This window comes from Pseudomonas fragi (assembly GCF_002269505.1).
Classification (GTDB): Bacteria; Pseudomonadota; Gammaproteobacteria; order Pseudomonadales; family Pseudomonadaceae; genus Aquipseudomonas; species Aquipseudomonas fragi_D.
Genome location: NZ_NQKQ01000017.1, coordinates 81,217 through 102,497 on the forward strand (window position 1 = coordinate 81,217; position 21,281 = coordinate 102,497).

Here is a 21,281-nt window from a genome sequence, read left to right on the forward strand (position 1 = left end):
CGCCATTGATAACCTTTACGTTAACGTAAACTTGGCACCTTTAACTGTCAACGACCTTTACGTTAACGTCAACTTAGGCCAGAGTATTTGTTGTTCTTCAAATGAGCTGGTGAAGTGCGCGCCTTGCTCATGCTCCCAAAACAATCACAAGAGGAGTTGTCATGAAGTTGCAATCCGTCCCCAGTTACAGCCAGGGTGCGCTGGACAAGCCGCTGCTGGCGATGACGATAGGCCAGGCTTTCGATCGGACTGCTGCGCGTTACCCGCAGGGGGAGGCGTTGGTGGTGCGCCATCAGCAGCAACGTTACACATGGGCACAATTGGCCGCGGTGGTCGACCTGCATGCCAGGGCGCTGCTGGCTTTGGGCTTGCAGGCGGGGGACCGGTTGGGGGTGTGGGCTCCTAACGGCGCCGAGTGGTTTATCAGCCAGTTTGCCAGCGCCAAGATTGGTGTGATCCTGGTCAACATCAACCCGGCATACCGGCTCTCGGAGCTCGAATACGTACTCAAGCAATCGGCGTGTCAGTGGCTGGTGTGCGCGGGGGCGTTCAAGACCTCCAACTATCACGCCATGCTTCAGGAACTGATCCCTGAGCTGGCGGAGCAGTCGATCGGGGCGCTGGACTGTGAACGCTTTGCCAACTTGCGCGGAGTCATCAGCCTCGCCGCTGAGCCGCCGGCAGGTTTTTTACCCTGGTCGCAGCTTGCCACATTAGCTGGCGAGGTCGAGCCGCAGCAGTTGCGTGATCGCGAAGCGAGCCTGCACGTCGACCAGCCGGTCAATATCCAGTACACCTCGGGTACTACGGGCTTCCCCAAGGGGGCGACCCTCAGCCATCAGAACATTCTCAATAATGGCTATATGGTTGGTGAGAGCCTGGGGCTCACGGCCAGCGACCGTCTGGTTATCCCGGTGCCGCTCTATCACTGCTTTGGCATGGTGATGGGCAACCTGGGTTGCGTGACCCATGGCACCACCATGATTTACCCCGCAGAGGCATTCGACCCGCAACTGACGCTGCAGGCGGTGGCCGAGGAGAGGGCCACCGGCTTGTACGGTGTGCCGACCATGTTTATTGCCATGCTCGACCACCCGCAGCGTGCCGGGTTTGATCTGTCGAGCCTGCGCACGGGGATCATGGCCGGGGCTACGTGCCCGATCGAGGTCATGCGCCGTGTTATCAGTGACATGCACATGGGTGAAGTACAAATTGCTTATGGCATGACCGAAACCAGTCCGGTATCAATCCAGACAGGTCCTGCGGATGAACTGGAAGTGCGTGTTACCACGGTAGGGCGCACCCAGCCACAATTGGAGAGCAAGTTGATCGATGCTGCGGGTAACACTGTTGCACGGGGTGAGATTGGCGAGTTGTGTACCCGTGGCTACAGCGTGATGCTCGGTTACTGGAACAACCCACAGGCCACCGCTGATGCCATTGACGGTGATGGCTGGATGCACACCGGTGATCTGGCGCAGATGGATGAGCAGGGGTATGTGCGGATTGTGGGGCGTAACAAGGACATGATCATTCGCGGAGGTGAGAATATTTACCCGCGGGAGCTGGAGGAGTTCTTTTTTACCCATCCGGCAGTGGCTGACGTGCAGGTTGTGGGCATCCCCGACGCCAAATACGGTGAAGAGATCGTTGCCTGGATCAAGTTTCATCCCGGCCATACGGCCAATGAACTGGAGCTGCAAACCTGGTGCAAGTCGCGGATTGCGCACTTTAAAACGCCGCGTTACTTCAAGTTTGTGGAGACCTTTCCCATGACCGTGACTGGCAAGATCCAGAAATTCAAAATGCGTGAGATCAGTATTCAGGAATGCCAACAGAAATAAGCAAACCCTGTGGGAGCGAGCCTGCTCGCGAAGGCCTTGCCTGATGAACCGTGGCGCCTGCATCGCGAGCAGGCTCGCTCCCACGGGGGTATCCAATCAAGCAAATTATCAAACCCCAGACAACACAAAGGGGAGCCGAGGCTCCCCTTTAATATGTCGTTGCGTGCTCTTTTTTTATTATTGAAGGGCGGTCTATTGTTGTTTTTGGAACTCACCCTTTTGCTGCGTTTTTTTGCGATCCCCATCCGGGATCAAGAGCAAACGTATTTTTTTGAGCGCTGATCCACTTTTATCACTGGCTATCAAACCCGTGATCCAACCTGTGCGGGTGCTACCTGAAGGTAGTTTTATTATTCTCTGCCCGGTTGCGAGTGGCTTTTAGGCCCTCGGAAAAGCAAACCTTCTCCAAAAAAATCTGTTAGCTGCGTCTCTGCCGTGTTGTTTTTGTTATGTCAGAGTCGTTTCGTATTGTTTTTATTATGTTGCTGCGGTTTTTATTCTTGTTATGCCATAGAGATAGCAGGAGCCGTGCCAACTTTTAAAAACCCTTATAAATCAATAGCTTGAAAATACAGGCAATAAAAAACCGACCCTGGGCAGGGCCGGTTTGTTTCCGTGTTACTCGTTTGTGTGGCGGTGAGGTAACACCCCGGAACACTTTTTAGCCCTGGCGGGCCTTTGCCACCCGTGATCCGGTAACACGGCCCAGTACCTGGCAGATGTGCTCACCGGCCAGTAACAGCTTGTCCATATCCACCCCGGTGTCGATGCCCATGCCGTTGAGCATGTACAACACGTCTTCTGTGGCCACGTTACCGCTGGCGCCTTTGGCATAAGGGCAACCGCCGAGCCCGGCAATTGAACTGTCGAATACGGCGATACCTTCCTGCAGGCTGGCGTAAATATTCACCAGCGCCTGGCCGTAGGTATCGTGGAAGTGCCCGGCGAGTTTCTCTCGTGGCACGCATGCCGTTACGGCTTCGAACAAGTTGCGTGTGGCTGTGGGGGTGCCGGTACCGATAGTGTCGCCCAATGACACTTCGTAACAGCCCATGGCGTACAGCTCCTGCGCGACCTGTGCCACTTGCTGCGGGCTGACCTGGCCTTCATAAGGGCAGCCGAGCACACAGGACACATAGCCGCGCACGCTGATGCCATGCTGTCGGGCCGCTTCGATGATGGGTACAAAACGCGCCAGGCTTTCGCTGATCGAGCAATTGATATTGCGTTGCGAGAACGCTTCGGACGCGGCGGCAAATACCGCGACTTCTTTTACCCCGGCGGCCACGGCATCTTCAAAGCCGCGCATGTTCGGTGCCAGTGCCCCGTAGACCACCCCCGGTTTGCGCCGGATTTGTGCAAAGACTTCGGCCGAGCCGGCCATTTGCGGCACCCATTTGGGCGAGACAAAACTGCCTACCTCGATATAACCCAGCCCGGCGTCGGTCAGGGCGTCAACCAGTTGCACCTTGTCGGCGACGCTGATGGGCAGGGCTTCATTCTGCAGGCCGTCGCGCGGGCCTACTTCGATCAGGCGCACATGGCTTGGAAGTGTCATGGGGGTCACCGTGTCTATTGAAATATGTGTCTTGCCAAGCCCTCACCCCAACCCTCTCCCAAAGGGCGAGGGGGCAGATCGGTGGTGTTCTTGAGTTCGTATGCGGTCCGTTCCCTCTCCCTTTGGGCGAGGGTAGGGCTAGGGGCTTTTAGTCGTCTGTTTTTTTATGGTCTGTTCCAGCGCCTGGAGACACCGTTCTTCAGCGGTATCGAGTTCCAGCTGCATCTGCTGGATATCCAGCAACTGTTGCTCAAGCTGCTCGCGGCGCTCGGCGATTTTGGCCAGCATGCTGTTGAGTTGCTTCTGGTTGCCGCTGGTGGGGTCATAAAGCTCGATCAGTTCGCGGCATTCGGCCAGGGAAAAGCCGATGCGCTTGCCGCGCAGAATCAGTTTCAGGCTGACCTTGTCCCGCGCTGAATAGACCCGTTCCTGGCCGCGGCGCTCGGGGGCGAGCAGGCCCTGTTCTTCATAAAAACGGATGGCGCGGGTGGTGATGTCAAGCTCGCGGGCAAGGTCGGAAATACTGTACGTCTGGCTGCTCATGGGCGGGCTCTGGAGGAATCGTGTGGTTAAACTAATGGCTGGTTGACGTTTACGTCAAGCAGGCTCGTGGCTTCAGATTTCTGTTGTTGCTGGCACAGCTCGATCAGTTGCTCGCGCATCCAGCGATTGGCCGGGTCTTGCTCGGTACTTTCGTGCCAGTAGAGATGGGTTTCAACATTAGGCAGTTCATTGAGGGGCAGGGGGACAAAGTGCAGGCCATGGCGGCGGGCAAAACGCTCGGGCACGGTCATTGCCATGTCGGTCTGTTGCAGCACATTGGAGGCCATCAGGTAATGCTGCGAACGCAGGGTGATCTTGCGTTGCAGGCCCATTTTGCCCAGCGCCAGGTCGACTTCGCCCAGGCCGTTGCGCCGGGTCGAGATATGAATGTGGGTCAACGCCAGGTATTCATCCAGGCTCAAGGCGGCTTTGGCGGCCAGTGGATGGCCCTGGCGCATGGCGCAAACGTAGCGGTCCTCCATCAATTTGACGTGGCGCACCTGCGGGTCGGTGTTGAGTGGCGCATCCACCGCAAAATCCAGGCGCCCGGCAGCCAGGTCGCTGGTGGTCTCACGTCGATGGGAGAGAAAACTCTCGACCACTACCGATGGTGCCTGACGCCTTAGCCGCTGGAATAACGGCGGCAAAATCACCGCTTCTGACAGGTCGGTCATGCTGATGCGGTAGGTCTTGTTGGCTTGCAGGGGGTTGAAGGTGCGGCTTTCCTGCACCGAAACACGCAACAGCGCCAGCGCGCTGCGCACCGGGCTGATGATGTTCTGCGCCATGGGGGTGGGCACCATGCCCTGGGCGGTACGCACGAACAGCGGGTCGTTGAAGCTTTCGCGCAACCGTGCCAGCGCATTGGACACCGCTGGCTGGGTGATGCCGATAATCTGCCCGGCGCGGGTCAGGTTGGCTTCGGTGTAAATAGCATCGAAGACGATAAACAGATTCAGGTCGACCTTGTTCAGGTTCATGGCGCGGTGGCTCTTGTTGTTGGAAAGGGTGAGGCGCTCCGATCATATATTGCTTATGAATGGTAATACACGCCGTTAATAGGTAGCGCAAATAAAGGGGGGCTGATCTAGCATCGGGTATCACTTTTCAGCATCCCCGGTAGAAGGTAGCCACTTATGGATTTCGCTTATTCCCCGAAAGTTAAGGCATTGCGCGAGCGTGTGTCAGCGTTTATGGACGCCCATGTCTACCCGGCGGAGGCGATTTTTGATCAGCAGGTGGCTGAGGGTGATCGTTGGCAGCCCACTGCGATCATGGAGGAGCTGAAGCTAAAGGCCAGGGCTGAAGGCCTGTGGAATTTGTTTTTGCCCGAGTCCGAACAGGGTGCCGGGCTGACCAATCTCGAATACGCGCCGCTGGCAGAAATCATGGGGCGCTCGATGTTGGGTTCCGAGCCCTTCAACTGCTCGGCGCCGGATACCGGCAACATGGAAGTACTGGTGCGTTATGCCAGCGCGGCGCAAAAGCAGCAGTGGCTGGAGCCGCTGCTGCGCGGCGAGATTCGCTCGGCGTTTGCCATGACCGAACCGGACGTCGCCTCGGCGGATGCCACCAATATGGCTGCACGCGCCGTGCGTGAAGGCGATGAGTGGCTGATCAATGGCCGAAAGTGGTGGACGTCGGGGGCCTGTGACCCACGCTGCAAGATCATGATTTTCATGGGCCTGAGCAATCCCGAAAACCCGCGCCATCAGCAACACTCGATGATCCTGGTGCCGGTGGATACACCGGGGGTAACAATCGTGCGGCCCCTGCCGGTGTTCGGCTATGACGATGCACCTCACGGTCACGCCGAAGTGCTGTTCGACAATGTGCGTGTGCCGTACGAAAACGTCTTGTTGGGTGAAGGCCGGGGCTTCGAGATTGCCCAGGGGCGCCTTGGGCCGGGGCGGATTCACCACTGCATGCGCTCGATCGGCATGGCCGAGCGGGCCTTGGAATTAATGTGCAAACGTTCGCTGGCCCGTACTGCGTTCGGTAAGCCGCTGGCACGACTGGGGGGCAATATCGACAAGATCGCCGACTCGCGCATGGAGATCGACATGGCGCGTCTGTTGACCCTCAAGGCTGCGTATATGATGGACACGGTGGGCAATAAGGTGGCCAAAAGTGAAATCGCCCAGATCAAGGTTGTCGCCCCCAACGTTGCCTTGAAGGTGATTGACCGGGCCATTCAGATGCATGGCGGGGCTGGGGTTTCGGGGGATTTTCCGCTGGCTTATATGTATGCCATGCAGCGCACACTGCGCCTGGCGGATGGCCCGGACGAAGTGCACCGGGCTGCGGTGGGCAAGTTTGAGCTGGACAAGTGGTTGCGGGTTTGAGTGGGAGCGGGCTTGCTCGCGATGCGGTCAATGCGGTGTATCAGTAGTGCCGAGTCGATGCTATCGCGAGCAATCCCGCCCCCACAGGTTGATAGGCCGGTGGCTCAATAAACCCACACCTCAACCCGACGATTCTTCAGGCGGCCTTCATCTTCGGTGTTGGCTGCCACCGGCATTTGTGCACCGTAACCGCGAATTTCCCTGGGTACCACGCCACTTTTCACCAACTCGCGGCGCACCGCCATTGCCCGTAACCGGGACAGCAGTTGTGCTCGCTGCGGGTCATCCTTGGCGTCGCCGAAACCCACCAGGGTGACCTGCTTGTCGAGCTTGCCGTGGGCGCTCAGGTAGTCGACCACACGCAGCAAGTCCTGACGCGCCTTGTTATCCAGGGAGGCGCTGCCTTCTTCAAAACGAAAGTTGACAGACAAGCGCTGCGCCTCCCGGGTCAGCGCCTGATACGCCTGCGGCATGTGCGCGCCCGGGAGCACGCTGTCCGCCTGCACGCTTTGGGCGACAAAACCGTTTTGCCCGACGATGGCCTGACCTTGAGGGCTCTGGGTGAAGTTAACCAGCGCTTTGGCCCAGGGATTGTTTGCAGCCGGGGGCAGATAAAAGAACAGGCGCCGGGACAAGGGATAGTCCTCGCTGGCGATCAGGCTGGTGAGCGGCAACATCGGTTGCGATGCACCATCGACAATGGCCAGGGCCTTGGCCTCACGGATATAAGGCAGGCCGATAAAGCCGATGGCTTGCGGGTCATGGCTGACGGCGTCGGACAGCGCTTCGCTGGACTCGAAGCGTTGCGCAGTACTGCTCAAGGGCTGCCCGTTGCGGTTCAGGACCAGCTCCTTGAAGGTTTCCCAGGTGCCGGACTGGTCGTCGCGTGCATACAGGTGAATCGCCCCGCCGGTGCCGCCCAACTGTTCCCAGCGGCTGATCTGGCCGCTGTAAATCTGTGCCAGTTGCTCGGTGTTGAGCTGGTTGAGGGGGTTGTGCGGATGGAGGATGATCGCCAGGCCATCGATGGCGATCACTTGCTCGGCGCCGGGGCTTTTCAGGTCGCCCAGGGGTTCAAGGTCAACCAGTTCGCGGTCCTTGATGGGCCGTGACGAAGCCACCAGATCAGCACGCCCTGCGGCCAGCGCAGTAAAGCCGGTGCCCGAGCCGTGGGCGGCGACATCCACGCGGATCTGCTGGCCCTGGGCTGTGGTGCCGACAATACTGTGCTCGTTGGGCGGGATGACCGGGACGCTATGGATGTCATGCAGGCCCTGTTCGGCGAGCATGGCCCTGACCAGAGCTGGACCCAGGTTGGCGCCGATGGTGTTGGAACCCTGGATACGCAGTTCGGCCGCCATTGTCAGGCTGGTTACTGCGCATAACAGAGTCAACGACAAAAAGCGCAGCATGGGAAGGCACCTTCCTGGGGCCGTAGAAAGGTCTGCAATTTAAGTCAGAAAGGTTTCAAACCGATGACAGGGTCTGAAGGAAACTTCAACTGTGGGAGCGAGCCTGCTCGCGAAAGTCGTTCGCGAGCAGGCTCGCTCCCACAGGGAGGCTTGACCTGCAACAGAGTATCTACAGGATTTTGTTCAGTTCAGTTCAGTTCAGTTCAGCTCAGCTCAGCTCAGCTCAATTCCAGCCAGATCGGCGCATGATCCGACGGTTTTTCCATGCCGCGCAGGTCGTAGTCGACTCCCGCTGCCTTGATTCGTGGCACCAGTCCCCGGGAAGCAAGGATCACGTCAATGCGCAGGCCACGCTTGGGCTCGTCTTCAAAACCACGGCTGCGGTAGTCAAACCAGCTGAACCGGTCGGCCACGTCCGGGTGCAGGTAGCGAAAGCTGTCGACCAGGCCCCAGCCCTTGAGGCGCTCCAGCCACTCGCGCTCTTCCGGCAAAAAGCTGCACTTGCCGGTTTTCAGCCAGCGCTTGGCGTTGTCCGGGCCGATGCCGATGTCGCAGTCTTGCGGCGAGATGTTGATGTCGCCCATCACCACCAACGGTTGTTCATTGCTGAACCGGCTTTCAAGCAGCTGCTGCAGATCGCTGTAGAAGCGCTGTTTGGCCGGGAATTTGGTGGGGTGATCGCGGTTTTCACCCTGTGGGAAGTAGCCATTCATGATGGTCACCGGCTGGCCGTTTTCGTCAGCGTAGGTGCCCCAGATAAACCGGCGCTGAGCGTCTTCTTCATCGCTGGCAAAACCCTTGTGCAGTTCCAGGGGCGCCTGGCGCGAAAGCAGGGCGACGCCGTAATGGCCTTTTTGGCCATGGAAGTGCACGTGATAGCCCAAGGCTTCGATGTCGGCGAGGGGGAACTGGTCGTCATGGACCTTGGTTTCCTGCAGGCCGATCACGTCAGGCTGATGTTTCTCGATCAGCGCTGCCAGCTGATGTGGCCGAGCGCGCAGGCCATTGATGTTGAATGAAACGATTTTCATGGGCGGGCAGTCCTGAGCAAAACTGCGATGCTAGCGGACTGACGCCCTGGCTGCCAGCGTGCAGTGGAGCAAATGCACTGCTAACGTAGGATGCATTCGGCCACGATGGAACTGTTGTGGCCCTCGGGGGTTCGTACGCATTAGAAGCGCCGCTATCGAGGCCGCGCCGGGGAGTTGATCGCATGACGCAAACGCCGAACGCCACCAGTCAGATCCAGTTGCTAGACAGTGGCTATTCAAGAGAAGCGCGTTCCTTGCTGTATCAGGCCTATCGCCATGAGCCGACATTCCGTTTTCTGTTCAACGCCGAGCGCAGCGGTTACGAACAACGGGTTCGCGCGACGGTGCGGGAGCTGGTCAGGCAGCATTTTTTTCAGGATTTGCCGGCACTGGGTTTGCTGGTCAATGACCGTCTGGTGGGCATTGCCCTGATTGCCCCGCCGCAGCGGCGGCTGGGGATTACCGAAAGCTGGGCCTGGCAGCTGCGCATGGTGCTCAGCGCCGGGCTGAACTGCACGCGGCGCTATCTGGCCTATCACCAGGCAGTGCAGGCCTGCGTGCCGGGAGATGCCGTGCACATGCTGCCGTTGCTGGGTATTCATCCCGAATTTCAGGGGTTGCATTACGGCGAACAGTTGCTTGAAGCGGTGCATAACTGGTGCGCCGAGGACGAGCATTCCGAAGGTGTAGTGCTCGACACCGGCAACCCGCATTACCTGGAATTCTACAAGCGCCAGGGCTATGTGGAGATCGGGGAAGTTGCGGTGGGGCCCGTGATAGAACATGTGTTCTTCCATGCCAATCCGCAGGTGTCATTTTCAGCGATGTCTTAAAGACGAACTTTTGCTCCTTGGCGCACTCTTTGAGCCCCCCAGCCCGTGATAGCATCCGCGCTATGAAGTTCCCAGGAAGATTTACCAGTGGTGTTGTCCTGCTGCTCAGCAGTTTTGCGGCGTTTGCCCAAAGCGAGTTGGTGGTCAAGGTCAAACCGGCAAACGACGCCCTCAAGGCCAACGTGGAAGGCTATATAGGCAGCCTCGGCGATCGTGACGAGAAAGCGCTTTTGCGTTTTCAGCGTGGCGCGCAGGAGCAGGCCTTAAAGGCTTCCCAGGCCTTGGGTTACTACCAGCCCTCCATAGAAACCGAGGTCAAGCCCGGCGATCCGCCGCGTCTGGTGTTGAGTATTGATCCCGGCGAGCCGGTGCATCTGCGCAACGTCAACGTGCGTGTCGAAGGCCCGGCTGCTTCGCTCAAGGCCTTCCAGATACCGGCCAGCGATGATCTCAAACCCGGCGCGGTGCTCAATCAGGGCAATTACGAAGACGCCAAGCGTCTGATCCAGAACCGTGCCCTGCGTTACGGTTTTTTCAACGGTAAATTCACTCAGCACGAACTGCTGGTCGACCCTAAAGGCGGGTATGCCGATATCAATCTGGTCTACGAAAGCGGGCCGCGTTTTTTGCTTGGCAAAGTCAGTTTTGCCGGCGATGCCCCTTTTGATCAGACCTTGCTGCAACGCATGGTGCCGTTTACCCCGAATACCCCTTATGACTCGGAGCTGGTCGCCGAGCTCAATCAGAATCTGCAAAGCAGTGGCTACTTTGAGGTAGTGCGCGTCGATGCCGCGCCGAGTACTGCGGTGGGGCAGGTGATCCCGGTCGACATTGACCTGGAAACCCGCAAGCCGCGCACCATGACCCTGGGCCTGGGTTACTCGACCGATACCGGTGCCCGCGGCAAGGCCAGCTGGATGCGCCACTGGGGCAACCCGCGCGGCGACAGCTACGGCTTTGAATCGGAGATCTCCCAGCCCAAGCAAAACGTCGGTGCCTGGTATGACATCCCGCTGGATCCGCCGCTCACCGACAAGCTGCGTCTTGCCGCCGGTTATCAAAACGAAGAAATCGCCAACACCGATACCTTGAGCAAGCTGCTCACGGTCGGCCCGGAGTGGCACAGCAAGCTGGACAACGGCTGGACGCGCGTTGTCTCGCTCAAATGGCAGCACGAAGAATACCGTCTGGGCGATGACTCGGGCCTGAGTACCCTGCTGATGCCGGGCGTCAGTTATTCGGTATTGCGCAGCGACAACCGTATTGACCCCAGTCACGGCTACAGCGTGACCACGGATATGCAAGTAGCCAAGCAAGGGCTGATGTCCGATACCAACCTGCTGCATGGCGATGTGCAGTTCAAAGCGTTGACCACCCTGTGGGAAAAACACCGCTTTTTGGGCCGTATCCAGTTTGGCGGCAGTGCCACCAATGGCTACAAGTCGATTCCGCCGTCATTGCGTTATTTCGCCGGTGGTGACCAGAGCGTGCGCGGGTACGACTACCAGACCCTGTCGCCGAAAAACTCCGACGGTGATCGTATCGGCGGGCGCTATATGCTCGCCGGCAGCCTGGAGTATCAATATCAGTTCGCAGAAAAATGGCGCTGGGCGACGTTTGTCGATCAGGGCAACGCGTTCAACACACTGGACTTCCCGAGTTTGAAAACCGGGGTCGGCGTGGGTATCCGCTGGATCTCGCCGGTTGGCCCGATACGTCTGGATCTGGCCCATGCGCTGGATGACGACGGCGGTGTCCGTTTGCACTTTTCGATGGGGCCAGAACTGTGATTCGTGGTTTGAAAATAGCCGGGCTGGTACTGCTGGCATTGCTGCTGCTGGTGGTTGCCAGCGTAGCCGTGATTCTGGGTACGCAAGCTGGCAGCCGCTGGGTGCTGGGGCAAGTGCCGGGGCTGCAGGTTGATAATTTTGCCGGGCGCCTGGGCGGCCAGTGGGGCGCTGATCATTTGTTGTGGGAGCAGGGCAGCAGTCGGGTGGAGGTAAGCCGGCCGATTTTCGCCTGGTCACCGGGCTGCCTGACGCGCATGACGTTGTGTATCGATCAATTGCAGGCCGAGCAGATCAGCCTGCAGTTCCCGCCAAGCGAAGACAGCAGCAGCGGGCCTGTCAGCCTGCCGGAGCTGAAGTTGCCGTTGGCGATTGAAGTGGGCGTGGTCAAGGTCGGCAATGTGCTGTTCAACGGCATCGAGCAGCTCAAGGGCATGCAGATGTCGGCGCAGTGGACGGCCAAGGGCTTGCAGATCGACTCGGTGCAGGTCGAGCGCGAAGACCTCAATGTTGAACTGTCCGGCCTGCTGCAACCCAATGGCGACTGGCCGCTGACCTTGCAAGGCAACGTCAGCCTGCCAGCTCCGGATGGCAAACCCCTGGCGATCGCGCTCAAGGTAGATGGCAATTTACGAACTACCCTGAACCTGGCAGCCGACACCACGGGTTACATCAATGCGCACCTGACGGGCGAACTTCAGCCTTTGGCCGACAACTTGCCGGCGCAATTGAAAATTACCGCCGAACCGTTCAAGGCCAGCCCCGATCTGCCGGACACCCTGGTGCTCAATCAGCTCCTGCTGACGGCCAAGGGCGATCTTAAAGACGGTTATGAATTGAATGGCAGTGCCACATTGCCAGCGGAACAAGAGCCGGTGAACCTGCTGCTCAAAGGCCGTGTGGACGCCAAGGGCGCGCAGATCGCCGCGCTGGATCTGACGGCCAATCCCCAAAAGCGTCTGAAACTGTCGGGGCAAGTGGACTGGCATGAAGGCTTGAGTGCCGAAGCCAAAATCGACTGGCTGGAATTTCCCTGGCACAACCTCTATCCGCTGATCGACAAGCCGGATGTGGATTTGCGCACGTTTGTGGGTGAAGTGTCCTATCGCGACGGTAACTATCTGGGCAACTTCAAGGCGGATCTCGATGGCCCGGCGGGCAAGTTCAGCCTCAACAGCCCGTTCAGCGGTGACCTTGGCAAGATATTTCTGCCGCAGTTGAAACTGGTGGCCGGGCAGGGCAAGGCCGAAGGTCACGTCAATGTGCAGTTCGCCGATGGCGTGGTCTGGGACACGGCGCTGGACTTGAGCGCGCTCAACCCGGCGTACTGGGTGGCCGAGTTACCGGGTACGCTGGCAGGCCCTTTGCGCAGCAAGGGCTCGTTCAAAAATGAGCGCCTGGAACTGGATGCCAACCTCGACCTCAAGGGCCGTTTGCGTGGCCTGCCCGCCGTGCTGCAAGCCAAGGCCAGTGGTGCGGGTGAAGCCTGGACGGTCAGTGCACTGGATATTCGCCTGGGCGATAACCGCATCAATGGCACCGCCAGTTTGCAGGAGCAAATCAAGGCCCGGCTTGATCTCAATGTGCCGCGCCTGGGGCAGCTCTGGCCTGAACTGCGCGGTCAGCTCAAAGGCAGTGTCGATCTGGGTGGAACGCTCAAGGCACCGCAAGGCAAAGTGGCGCTCAATGGCCAGCAATTGGCATTTGCCGACAATCATCTGCAAAACCTGACCCTGGATGCCAGCCTCGACCGCAATCAGCGCGGCCGCATCGATCTAAAGGGCAGCGGCATCCGCGCGGGTGACACGCAGTTGGGTGTACTGACTGCCAACGGCAGTGGTGATATCAAGCGCCAGCAGCTCAAACTGGATTTGCAAGGGCCCATGTTGCAACTGGCTTTGGCTCTGGATGGCGGCCTGGACAAGGACAACTGGCGCGGGCGACTGGTCAGTGGTGACGTCAAGGCCGGCGGCCAGGCCTGGGTGCTGCAAAACCCGGCGCGTCTGGAGCGGCTGGCCGATGGCCGGCTTAACCTGGGGGCGCAGTGCTGGCTCTCCGGCCCGGCGAGTTTGTGCAGCGAAGAGCAGCGCCTGGTGCCGGACCCGAAACTGCGTTTGCACCTTAAACAGTTCCCCCTCGACAGCCTGGCCGAGTGGTTTCCCAAGGACTTCCAGTGGCAGGGCCAGCTCAATGCTGACCTGACTCTGGACTTGCCTGCCAGCGGGCCCAAGGGCCAGGTCGTGGTGGATGCCAGTGGCGGAACGTTGCGCTTCAGAGACAAAGGTCAGTGGCTGGACTTCCCGTATCAAGCGTTCAAGCTGACCAGCAACCTGACCCCTAACCGGGTTGAATCGCGCCTTGATTTCGATGGTGGCAAGCTGGGGCAGTTGATGCTGGCAGCGCGGATCAATCCGCTGCCCAAGAGCAAGCCCGTTACCGGTGAATTCCGCCTTACCGGGCTGGATGTGTCGATGATTCGTCCGTTCGCGCCGATGGTGGAAAAACTCACCGGCCAGCTCAACGGCTCCGGCACGATCTCGGGTGCTTTGCTGTCGCCCCATGTCAACGGCAATGTGGCGCTGACCGGCGGCGAGATTTCGGGGCCGGAGTTGCCGACCAACTTTGAAAATGTGCAGCTTACGCTGGCCATCAACGGTGAAACGGCGCTGATCAATGGCGGCTGGACCAGTGGTCAAAAAGGCCAGGGCAGCGTCAGCGGCAATGTGGCCTGGGGCCAGGCGGTGGCGGTCAATGTGCTGGTCAAGGGCAACAATCTGCCGGTGACGGTCGAGCCCTATGCCAAGCTGGAAGTCGCTCCAGACCTGAAAATTTCCCTCAACCCCGACAACACGCTGTTGATCGCCGGGACGGTGAACGTGCCCAAAGGCGAAATCGTGGTGCGCGAATTGCCGCCCTCGACGGTCAAGGTCTCGGATGACACGGTTATCGTGGGCCAGCAGGCGGCGGACGAAGCACCGCCGATGCAGGTCGACATGGATATCACCGTGGTGGTGGGGCAGGAGTTGCTGACGTTCTCGGGCTTTGGTCTGAACGCCGACCTGGCGGGGCAGGTCCATATTGGCAACAACATGGACACCCGTGGCGAGCTGCGCCTGAATAATGGCCGCTACCGTGCCTATGGCCAGAAGCTGACCATTCGCCGGGCACGCTTGTTGTTTGCCGGGCCGATAGACCAGCCGTATCTGGACATAGAAGCCGTGCGCCAGACCGATGATGTGATTGCCGGGATTCGCCTGACAGGCAGTGCGGAACAGCCCACCACGCAAATCTTCTCGGAGCCGGCCATGAGTCAGGAGCAGGCGTTGTCCTACCTGATTCTTGGGCGTCCGCTGACGGGCACCGGGGAAGATGAAAACCTGTTGGCACAGGCAGCCTTGGGTCTGGGCTTGATGGGCAGCTCGGGGATTACCACCAGCCTGGCCAACCACCTGGGGCTCAAGGACTTTGAACTGGATACTGAAGGCACTGGCAACAGCACGGCGGTGGTCGCCAGCGGCAAGATCAACGAGCGGCTGAGCGTGCGTTACGGCGTGGGTGTGTTTGAACCTGCCAGCACCATTGCCCTGCGCTACAAGCTGAGCAAGCGCGTGTATGTAGAAGTGGCCAGCGGCTTTGCGAGCTCGCTGGATATCTTCTACAAACGGGATTTCTGACGTGCTGTGAAATGACCTGATGGTGTAGGAGCGAGCCTGCTCGCGAAACAGACGACGCGGTTTGCCTGTATCGCGAGAGGCTCGCTCCTACAGGATAGGGTAAAGGAAGTGCAGTCTCAGAGTGTGAGCTGCTTCATCGTCGCTTCGGCATAGCGCAACCCGGCCACGGCGCTGGCCGGGAAAATGGCTTGCAGTGCGGCCAGCTCGCTGGCGCTCAGTTTGACCTCCAGCGCATCCACATTCTCTTCCAGATACTTGCGTTGCTTGGTGCCCGGGATCGGGATCAAGTGATCGCCCTGTGCCAGTACCCAGGCCAGCGCCAGTTGCCCGGCCGTCACGCCTTTTTCAGCGGCCAGTGTTTGCACTTGCTCGACCAGCAGCAGGTTTTTGCCGAAGTTCTCACCTTGAAAACGCGGGCTGAAACGGCGGAAGTCATCGATGGCAAAGTCGTCCGCTGATTTCAGTGCCCCGGTCAAAAACCCACGCCCCAGCGGGCTGTAGGGTACAAAGGCAACCCCCAGGCGGCGGCAAGCCTCAAGGCAGCCATTGCTCTCCTGGTCGCGGCTCCACAGCGAATATTCACTTTGCAGCGCGCTGATCGGGTGCACCTTGTGCGCACGCTCGAGGGTGGCCGCCGACGCTTCGCTCAGGCCCAGATAACGTACCTTGCCCGCCCTGACTAGCTCCGCCATCGCACCGACTGTTTCTTCAATCGGCACGTTCGGGTCCATACGGTGTTGGTAGTACAGGTCGAGCGTCTCAACCCCCAGGCGCTTGAGGCTGCCGTCGATGGCCTGGTGGATGTAGTCGGGGCGACCATTGATGCCGCGAAAGGCCGGGTTGGCCGGGTCACGCACGATGCCGAATTTGCTGGCGAGAAATACCTGGTCGCGTTTACCGCGAATCGCTTCGCCGATCAGTTGTTCGTTGCTGTGCGGGCCGTAGATATCGGCAGTGTCGAGCAGGTTGATACCCAGTTCCAGCGCATGGTGCAGGGTGGCCACGGCCTCGCGGGTATCGCTGCCGGTGGTATAGAAGTCGGTCATGCCCATGCAGCCCAGACCGATAGCGCTGACCTGCGGACCGTTTTGACCCAGTTGGCGAGTGTGCATGTGATGTGCTCCTGAAGGGGGGGTAGGGCTATTCTTAATCTCGACAGCGGCAAGATAAACCGGGTAAAAGCACCATCACTGTTCGTATTTTCTAAATAATGGAGGGGGTATGGACCGTTTCAACGCGATGCTGGTCTTCACTCGCATCGTTGAATTGGGCGGCTTTGCCAAGGCTGCCGACAGCCTGCAAATGCCTCGTGCCTCAGTGACGGTGCTGATCAAACAACTGGAAGCACACCTGGGTGTGCAACTGCTGCACCGCACCACGCGCCAGGTCAGCCCGACCCTGGACGGCGTCGCGTATTACCAGCGTTGCGTCATCCTGCTGGCGGATCTGGAGGAGGCCGAAGGGCTGTTTCGCAGCAGCCAGCCCAAGGGCATGTTGCGGGTCGAAATGCCTGCTGCCGTGGGGCGTCTGGTGGTGTTGCCGGCGTTGCCGGAATTCACCGACCGCTACCCGCAGATCGAGCTGGAAGTTGGCCTCAACGATCGCCCGGTCGATCTGATTCGTGAAGGTGTGGACTGCGTGATTCGCGGTGGCCTGACCATGGACGATTCGCTGGTGGCACGACCGCTGGTGCAGATGGATCAGGTGACGTGTGCCAGCCCCGCGTATTTGCTCGCCCACGGCGTGCCGCAATCGCTCGACGACCTGAGCGGGCATCAGGTGGTGGAGTATTTTTCCAGCGTGTCGGGCAAGCGCTACGGGCTGGAATTCCAGGTGGGTGACCAGGTGCGTTTGCCCGACTTGCCCAAACGCCTTGCGGTCAACAGTGCAGAGGGGTATCTGGCGGCGTGTGTGGCGGGGTACGGGTTGGTGCAAACGCCGCATTACCATGTTGCGCAACTGCTGCGTGAGGGGCGTTTGCAAGAAGTGCTGAGTGACTGCTTGCCACCGCGTCTGGCGCTTACCGCCTTGTACCCGCAACATCGGCAGCTGTCGCCACGGGTGCGGGTGTTTGTGGATTGGTTGGTGGACCTTTGCGCACGCCCCGCAAGCGGGTTTCGTCGACCTTTGGGCAGCTAAAAGCTGTTTGCAGTGTAATATGGCCCGCGGTTCAAGGCGGGCCAGCTCGCCATCTCGAAATATTGACTACATTTTTCGAAATGTTTTTGCCTTACTTTCAGGAACAGGTTATGACCCCTTCGCAGCGCTTGAAATACTCGATTTTGATTTCACTGGTGGTTCTTGGAATCATGTTTGGTCTTTCGTACATGCAAAACGCCGGCATGATCACCGAGAAAATGTTCCAGTACATCGCCATCGGCGTGGCCGTGATCGTGGTCGTGATCAATGGCGTGATGCGCCGCAAGACCAAGATTTAAGCTTCAATCTTGCCGGTCAGGACGGCTTCAGCCTGTGGATGCAGGCTGTAGCTCTTGTCACTGTTGAGCACCACCACACCCTCGCTGCACAAGCGCTTGAGCACCTCGCGCACACTCAGGAACGACAGCGGGATATCCAGCGCCTGCAAGTGGCTGTGCATGCCGCGCACCCCCAGCCTGCGATCATTGCCGGCAGCCGTCAGCAGTGCGTCAATGACCTTGAGCCGCACCAGGCTGGTACGCAGCCCGAAACACTTGAGCAAGTGGCGGATCCTTTCATTGCCTTGCAAGGGCGCGAGCGCGTCCAGCAGCCCGGGATCGGACTGGAAAGTGGCTTCGCGATGCGGGTTTCTACCATCCGATGGTATTTGCTGGTTATGCATGCAAAAAACTCCTTTTCAGAGCCTGATCAGGAAAAGAAAAAAATGCTCTTACTTAACTAGACGAATGAGCGACAGAAATCATGAACATTCAAATGTAGAAATTTTGTCGTGAATTCGTCTCAATCGCGTTCGCGACCAGTGTGGGCGGGGGTTGGAGCGATTATTAAATTTTGTTAATGGTCAGGGGCGTGCCCTGGCCCATTACAGGGCCGGGCGGGTACTCAGTACTGGCCGACCATCGGCGTTGCGGCTCAGATATATTGGCAACACCTTGGGCAGGGAGGTCACCAGATGATCGATTTCCCGGGTATTGAACACCCCGCCAATACGCAACTTGCCGGTGGCGCTGTCAGCCAGGGCAAGCGGGGTGTCGAGGTAGCGGTTGATGAGGGGCAGGGCGTCGGCCAGTGACAGGTTGTCCAGCACCAGCTTGCCGTTGCGCCAGGCCAGCTCGGAGGTGACGGCCGAGGTCGGGCTGATTTGCGCGGCGTAATCGCCCGCCTTGTAACGCGCCTGCATGCCCGGCTCCAGCCGCAGTCCGTCGCCACTCAGGCGCTTGTTGCTGGTGACCAGCACCGAGCCCTCGAGCAGCGTGACCCGCACCTGGTCTTCGTACATCCACACATTGAACTGGGTACCTGTGACGCGAACCTGACCTTCTGCCGCCTGCACCAGAAACGGGTGTGACGCATCGTGACTGACCTTGAAAAACGCCTCGCCCTTGCCCAGGGTCACCCGGCGCTGGTCCTTGTAATTGCTGAAGGTCAGTTGGCTGCCCAGGTTGAGTTCGACCTGGCTGCCATCAGGCAGGGTCACCGTCTTCGCGCTGGCGTCGGCGCTGTAGCGTTCATGGGCATTGGGCAGCCAGCCCAGTTGCCAGCCACTGTAGGCCGCCACGGGAAGAGCGAGCAGGGTAACGACGGCGGCCACGGCAAAACGCTGCCAGGTGCTGCGACGCGGTGCAGCAGGCAATGCGACCACCCGGGCTGTAGCAGGGGGCGGGCGTGTCAGATGCTCGCTGACCCCCCAGATCTCCAGCATCGCTTCATATTCCAGCGCGTGCAGGGGGTTGGCATTTAGCCACACAGCAAAAGCTTCACGTTCCTGGCGGGTGCAGTCGGGTTCGTGCATACGCATGCACCACTGAGCCGCAGCTTCGGTGATGGCATCGTTTTCGGCTTCTGTGAGGCGTGTTTCACTCATTGCTTATTCCTGGTTTTGCGCATTCTAACCCCGCACCAGAGCTAACGAGAACATGAGCCATGTCAAAAGCCTGTCATTTAGCCCTATGGCCTGGTTTTTCTCTGCTACGGTTGTTCCAGTCACATTGAGTACCAGACGCAACATCAATTAATGGAGTTAAGACAATGTTGAAGAAAACCTTTGCTGCTGTAATCACTACTGCTGCTTTGTTGAGTGCCGGTGCAGCGATGGCTCAGCCTGTTGATCCGAACTGGGCATTCTCCAAGGAATTGGTCGAAGTTCTCAAGAACAAGAACGGCTACACCGTGATCAAGAAAATTGAAGCCCAGGACCCGGCTGCCGGTATCTGGAAGGCTGAAGGGATCAAGAAGGTCGATGGCCTGGAATACGAAATTATTTTCGATTCGACCGGTAAGGTGATTTCCGAGAAGAAAGACTGATTCTCGGCACCTGAAACGAATCGTGCACTGAGCGTTTCTGCCCGGCCCTGATCGGTTTCTTTTGACAGGGCCGGGTGTTTTTCACCTTAGGTTTTCTGCCGGGCCAACCATTGCTCCCGGGTAATTTCCCACAGGTCGCAAGTAAACCTGCCGCTGACAAAGTCCTTCTCTTCGCTGCTGATCAAGCGCATCCCGCCCCGCTCGGAAATACGTCGTGAACCCGTATTGGGCGCTGCTTTAGGCACGCGCATGCAGGCGCGGCGCAAGGTCTGGAACCAGTAGGCATCGACCACCTCGCAGGCTTCGCTCATCAACCCCTGACCCTGCCATTGTGGCGCGAGCCAGAACCCCCGGTTGTTGTCGACGGCATCCATCAGGCTGATGCTGCCAATCAGCTCATCTGGCTGCTCCAACAGGCGAATCGTCCAGTGCCACTCTTCACCGCTGGCCATGGCCGGCAGCGCCACGTCACGCACATAACTCTGTGCGCCATCGTCCGGGTAGGGCCAGGGCACGACTGCGCTCAGGTAGCGCACCACCTGCCAGTGGGCAAAGCGTTGCTGAATGGCCGGGGCGTCGCTGAGTTGCAGGGGTTGCAGCACGAGGCGCGGCGTCTGGAATGTGGGTGGGGACTGCATCGAGGGTGGCTCCTTGCCATTGGTTTGTGTCGAGAGTATCCCGCAATGCCCTGCATAAAAAAGCCCCCGTTAAACGGGGGCTGTCTCGCAATAGTTGCGCCTGGCGATAATATCAGCCGTTGCTGCAACCATTGCCCATCACGCGGTACTCAAGAATATGACGCTGACCCTGGTGGTCTTCGTAGGTCATTTGTGCGGGAACTACTTCACAAACATCGGCGGCAGGTGACACGCTGATAACTTTGGCAATGTCCAGGTCGGTGGCATAAGTGTAATGCTCGACGGCGGGTTGTTGTTGCGCAACTTGAAGTTCGCCAGCCGCAGCCAGAGTAGAAAAGCCAATAAGAGCAAGAGCGATCAAACGTTTCATTTTTGAGACCTTAAAACAATCACGAATAACTGACTTCAGTTGCCATGGTGGCGGTCGAAGTTGCTACGCCGTTGGGGTAGTTGGCGTAACACGAAGTACCGTGCCCTGTTTCAGTGTTGCGTTGAGGGATGTACATAGAATACGCGCGCTGCGTATTGATTAAAGTCAAAAGATTGCCATGCAGTCTTGCCGGATCAGTAACAATCATCGCGGTAGATCGGCACCCAACGAAAAAGCCCCCTCAAAAGAGGGGGCTGGGGTCGCATCCGTGCGTGCAACCATTGAGTATCAGTGCGTGCTGCAACCGTCGCCCATCACTTGGTATTCAAGGGTGTGGCGCTGACCTTGGGAGTCTTCATACGTCATGGTAGCCGGTACAACTTCACAAACTTTAGGGATAGGCGACAGGTTGATCACCCGTGCGATATCCAGTTTGGTGCCGTAGCTATAAGGTTCGACGGTGGCTTGCTTGACGGTAGAAGTTTCACCTGCAACAGCCAGCGTTGCAAAGCCGGCTAAAAAGAGAGCGATAAGTTTTTTCATGTAAGTGGCCTCTAAAGTAATCAAGAGTTAAAGCTGACTGACTTCATTTGCCGAGGTGGCGGAAAGAAGTTACGGCACTCGTTATCATAATCGGGTGCGTACGAAGTACCGTTGTTTCAATGTCAACTGTTGGACGAGTCATGTGAGTAAGGTTACGCGGTTTTAAAAAAGTAAAAATACCTGATGGCAAAATGCTCTGTTACTGCATGGGTAACAATGTGAGGGCGCTGGGGTTTTTT

19 protein-coding genes are annotated in these 21,281 nt (G+C 58.5%); 8 read left to right on the plus strand and 11 right to left on the minus strand.

Features of this window, described 5'->3' with window-relative positions; translation table 11 throughout:
• Positions 1 to 161 precede the first annotated feature (161 nt).
• Positions 162 to 1,844: an AMP-binding protein gene (locus tag CJU81_RS15740; RefSeq protein WP_095037381.1), complete on the plus strand. Its 1,683-nt coding sequence runs from the start codon at positions 162 to 164 to the stop codon at positions 1,842 to 1,844.
• 661 nt (positions 1,845 to 2,505) lie between these two features.
• Here CJU81_RS15740 and CJU81_RS15750 read toward each other — a convergent pair.
• The 3 genes from CJU81_RS15750 to CJU81_RS15760 all read right to left on the minus strand — a co-directional run bounded on the left by CJU81_RS15750 (position 2,506) and on the right by CJU81_RS15760 (position 4,925).
• Entirely contained in the window at positions 2,506 to 3,402 is an 897-nt protein-coding gene (locus CJU81_RS15750; protein WP_095037383.1) for a hydroxymethylglutaryl-CoA lyase, read from the minus strand.
• A 138-nt stretch (positions 3,403 to 3,540) separates the two neighbouring features.
• Entirely contained in the window at positions 3,541 to 3,945 is a 405-nt protein-coding gene (locus CJU81_RS15755; RefSeq protein ID WP_095037384.1) for a MerR family transcriptional regulator, read from the minus strand.
• A gap of 26 nt (positions 3,946 to 3,971) precedes the next feature.
• Positions 3,972 to 4,925, minus strand: coding sequence for a LysR family transcriptional regulator (locus CJU81_RS15760; protein ID WP_095037385.1), 954 nt, complete (start codon positions 4,923 to 4,925; stop codon positions 3,972 to 3,974).
• Positions 4,926 to 5,081: 156 nt separating this feature from the next.
• Between CJU81_RS15760 and CJU81_RS15765 the strand changes: the two genes are divergently transcribed.
• The gene (locus tag CJU81_RS15765; RefSeq protein ID WP_095037386.1) at positions 5,082 to 6,290 is read left to right on the plus strand and encodes an acyl-CoA dehydrogenase; all 1,209 of its coding nucleotides are present in this window, start codon (positions 5,082 to 5,084) and stop codon (positions 6,288 to 6,290) included.
• Between the two features lie 104 nt (positions 6,291 to 6,394).
• Here CJU81_RS15765 and CJU81_RS15770 read toward each other — a convergent pair whose 3' ends face one another.
• Both CJU81_RS15770 and xthA read right to left on the minus strand, forming a co-directional pair.
• Positions 6,395 to 7,702: a substrate-binding domain-containing protein gene (locus tag CJU81_RS15770; protein ID WP_095037387.1), complete on the minus strand. Its 1,308-nt coding sequence runs from the start codon at positions 7,700 to 7,702 to the stop codon at positions 6,395 to 6,397.
• Between the two features lie 218 nt (positions 7,703 to 7,920).
• Positions 7,921 to 8,733 carry an exodeoxyribonuclease III gene (gene xthA, locus CJU81_RS15775; RefSeq protein ID WP_095037388.1) on the minus strand — a complete coding sequence of 271 codons (813 nt, stop codon included), beginning with the start codon at positions 8,731 to 8,733 and terminating at the stop codon, positions 7,921 to 7,923.
• A gap of 182 nt (positions 8,734 to 8,915) precedes the next feature.
• Between xthA and CJU81_RS15780 the strand changes: the two genes are divergently transcribed.
• From CJU81_RS15780 to CJU81_RS15790, 3 genes are all read left to right on the plus strand, one after another.
• Positions 8,916 to 9,566, plus strand: a complete 651-nt coding sequence (locus CJU81_RS15780) for a GNAT family N-acetyltransferase (RefSeq protein WP_095037389.1) — start codon at positions 8,916 to 8,918, stop codon at positions 9,564 to 9,566.
• A 62-nt stretch (positions 9,567 to 9,628) separates the two neighbouring features.
• Complete coding sequence (locus tag CJU81_RS15785) at positions 9,629 to 11,356, plus strand: autotransporter assembly complex protein TamA (RefSeq protein WP_095037390.1); 1,728 nt, start codon at positions 9,629 to 9,631, stop codon at positions 11,354 to 11,356.
• On the plus strand, positions 11,353 to 15,027 hold the full coding sequence (locus CJU81_RS15790; RefSeq protein WP_095037391.1) for a translocation/assembly module TamB domain-containing protein: 3,675 nt from the start codon (positions 11,353 to 11,355) through the stop codon (positions 15,025 to 15,027). Before CJU81_RS15785 ends, CJU81_RS15790 begins: the two co-directional genes overlap by 4 nt.
• A gap of 116 nt (positions 15,028 to 15,143) precedes the next feature.
• Here CJU81_RS15790 and CJU81_RS15795 read toward each other — a convergent pair whose 3' ends face one another.
• Complete coding sequence (locus tag CJU81_RS15795; protein ID WP_095037392.1) at positions 15,144 to 16,139, minus strand: aldo/keto reductase; 996 nt, start codon at positions 16,137 to 16,139, stop codon at positions 15,144 to 15,146.
• 109 nt (positions 16,140 to 16,248) lie between these two features.
• Here CJU81_RS15795 and CJU81_RS15800 point away from each other — a divergent pair, with 109 nt between their 5' ends.
• Positions 16,249 to 17,166, plus strand: coding sequence for a LysR family transcriptional regulator (locus tag CJU81_RS15800; RefSeq protein ID WP_095037393.1), 918 nt, complete (start codon positions 16,249 to 16,251; stop codon positions 17,164 to 17,166).
• 110 nt (positions 17,167 to 17,276) lie between these two features.
• Entirely contained in the window at positions 17,277 to 17,465 is a 189-nt protein-coding gene (locus tag CJU81_RS15805; protein ID WP_016782366.1) for a hypothetical protein, read from the plus strand.
• Here CJU81_RS15805 and CJU81_RS15810 read toward each other — a convergent pair.
• Both CJU81_RS15810 and CJU81_RS15815 read right to left on the minus strand, forming a co-directional pair.
• Positions 17,462 to 17,848 carry a fe2+ zn2+ uptake regulation protein gene (locus tag CJU81_RS15810; protein ID WP_095037394.1) on the minus strand — a complete coding sequence of 129 codons (387 nt, stop codon included), beginning with the start codon at positions 17,846 to 17,848 and terminating at the stop codon, positions 17,462 to 17,464. The two genes, CJU81_RS15805 and CJU81_RS15810, sit on opposite strands and share 4 nt — an antisense overlap.
• A 201-nt stretch (positions 17,849 to 18,049) precedes the next feature.
• The gene (locus tag CJU81_RS15815; RefSeq protein ID WP_095037395.1) at positions 18,050 to 19,051 is read right to left on the minus strand and encodes a FecR family protein; all 1,002 of its coding nucleotides are present in this window, start codon (positions 19,049 to 19,051) and stop codon (positions 18,050 to 18,052) included.
• A gap of 164 nt (positions 19,052 to 19,215) precedes the next feature.
• Here CJU81_RS15815 and CJU81_RS15820 point away from each other — a divergent pair, with 164 nt between their 5' ends.
• Positions 19,216 to 19,491 (plus strand): PepSY domain-containing protein, encoded by a 276-nt coding sequence (locus CJU81_RS15820; protein ID WP_016782369.1) that lies wholly within the window; start codon positions 19,216 to 19,218, stop codon positions 19,489 to 19,491.
• 86 nt (positions 19,492 to 19,577) lie between these two features.
• On the opposite strand, the gene CJU81_RS15825 is transcribed toward CJU81_RS15820, so the two are convergent.
• From CJU81_RS15825 to CJU81_RS15835, 3 genes are all read right to left on the minus strand, one after another.
• Positions 19,578 to 20,129 (minus strand): GNAT family N-acetyltransferase, encoded by a 552-nt coding sequence (locus CJU81_RS15825; RefSeq protein ID WP_095037396.1) that lies wholly within the window; start codon positions 20,127 to 20,129, stop codon positions 19,578 to 19,580.
• Positions 20,130 to 20,241: 112 nt separating this feature from the next.
• Entirely contained in the window at positions 20,242 to 20,499 is a 258-nt protein-coding gene (locus tag CJU81_RS15830; protein ID WP_095037397.1) for a DUF2790 domain-containing protein, read from the minus strand.
• A gap of 288 nt (positions 20,500 to 20,787) precedes the next feature.
• Positions 20,788 to 21,042 carry a DUF2790 domain-containing protein gene (locus tag CJU81_RS15835; protein WP_095029529.1) on the minus strand — a complete coding sequence of 85 codons (255 nt, stop codon included), beginning with the start codon at positions 21,040 to 21,042 and terminating at the stop codon, positions 20,788 to 20,790.
• Positions 21,043 to 21,281 lie beyond the last annotated feature (239 nt).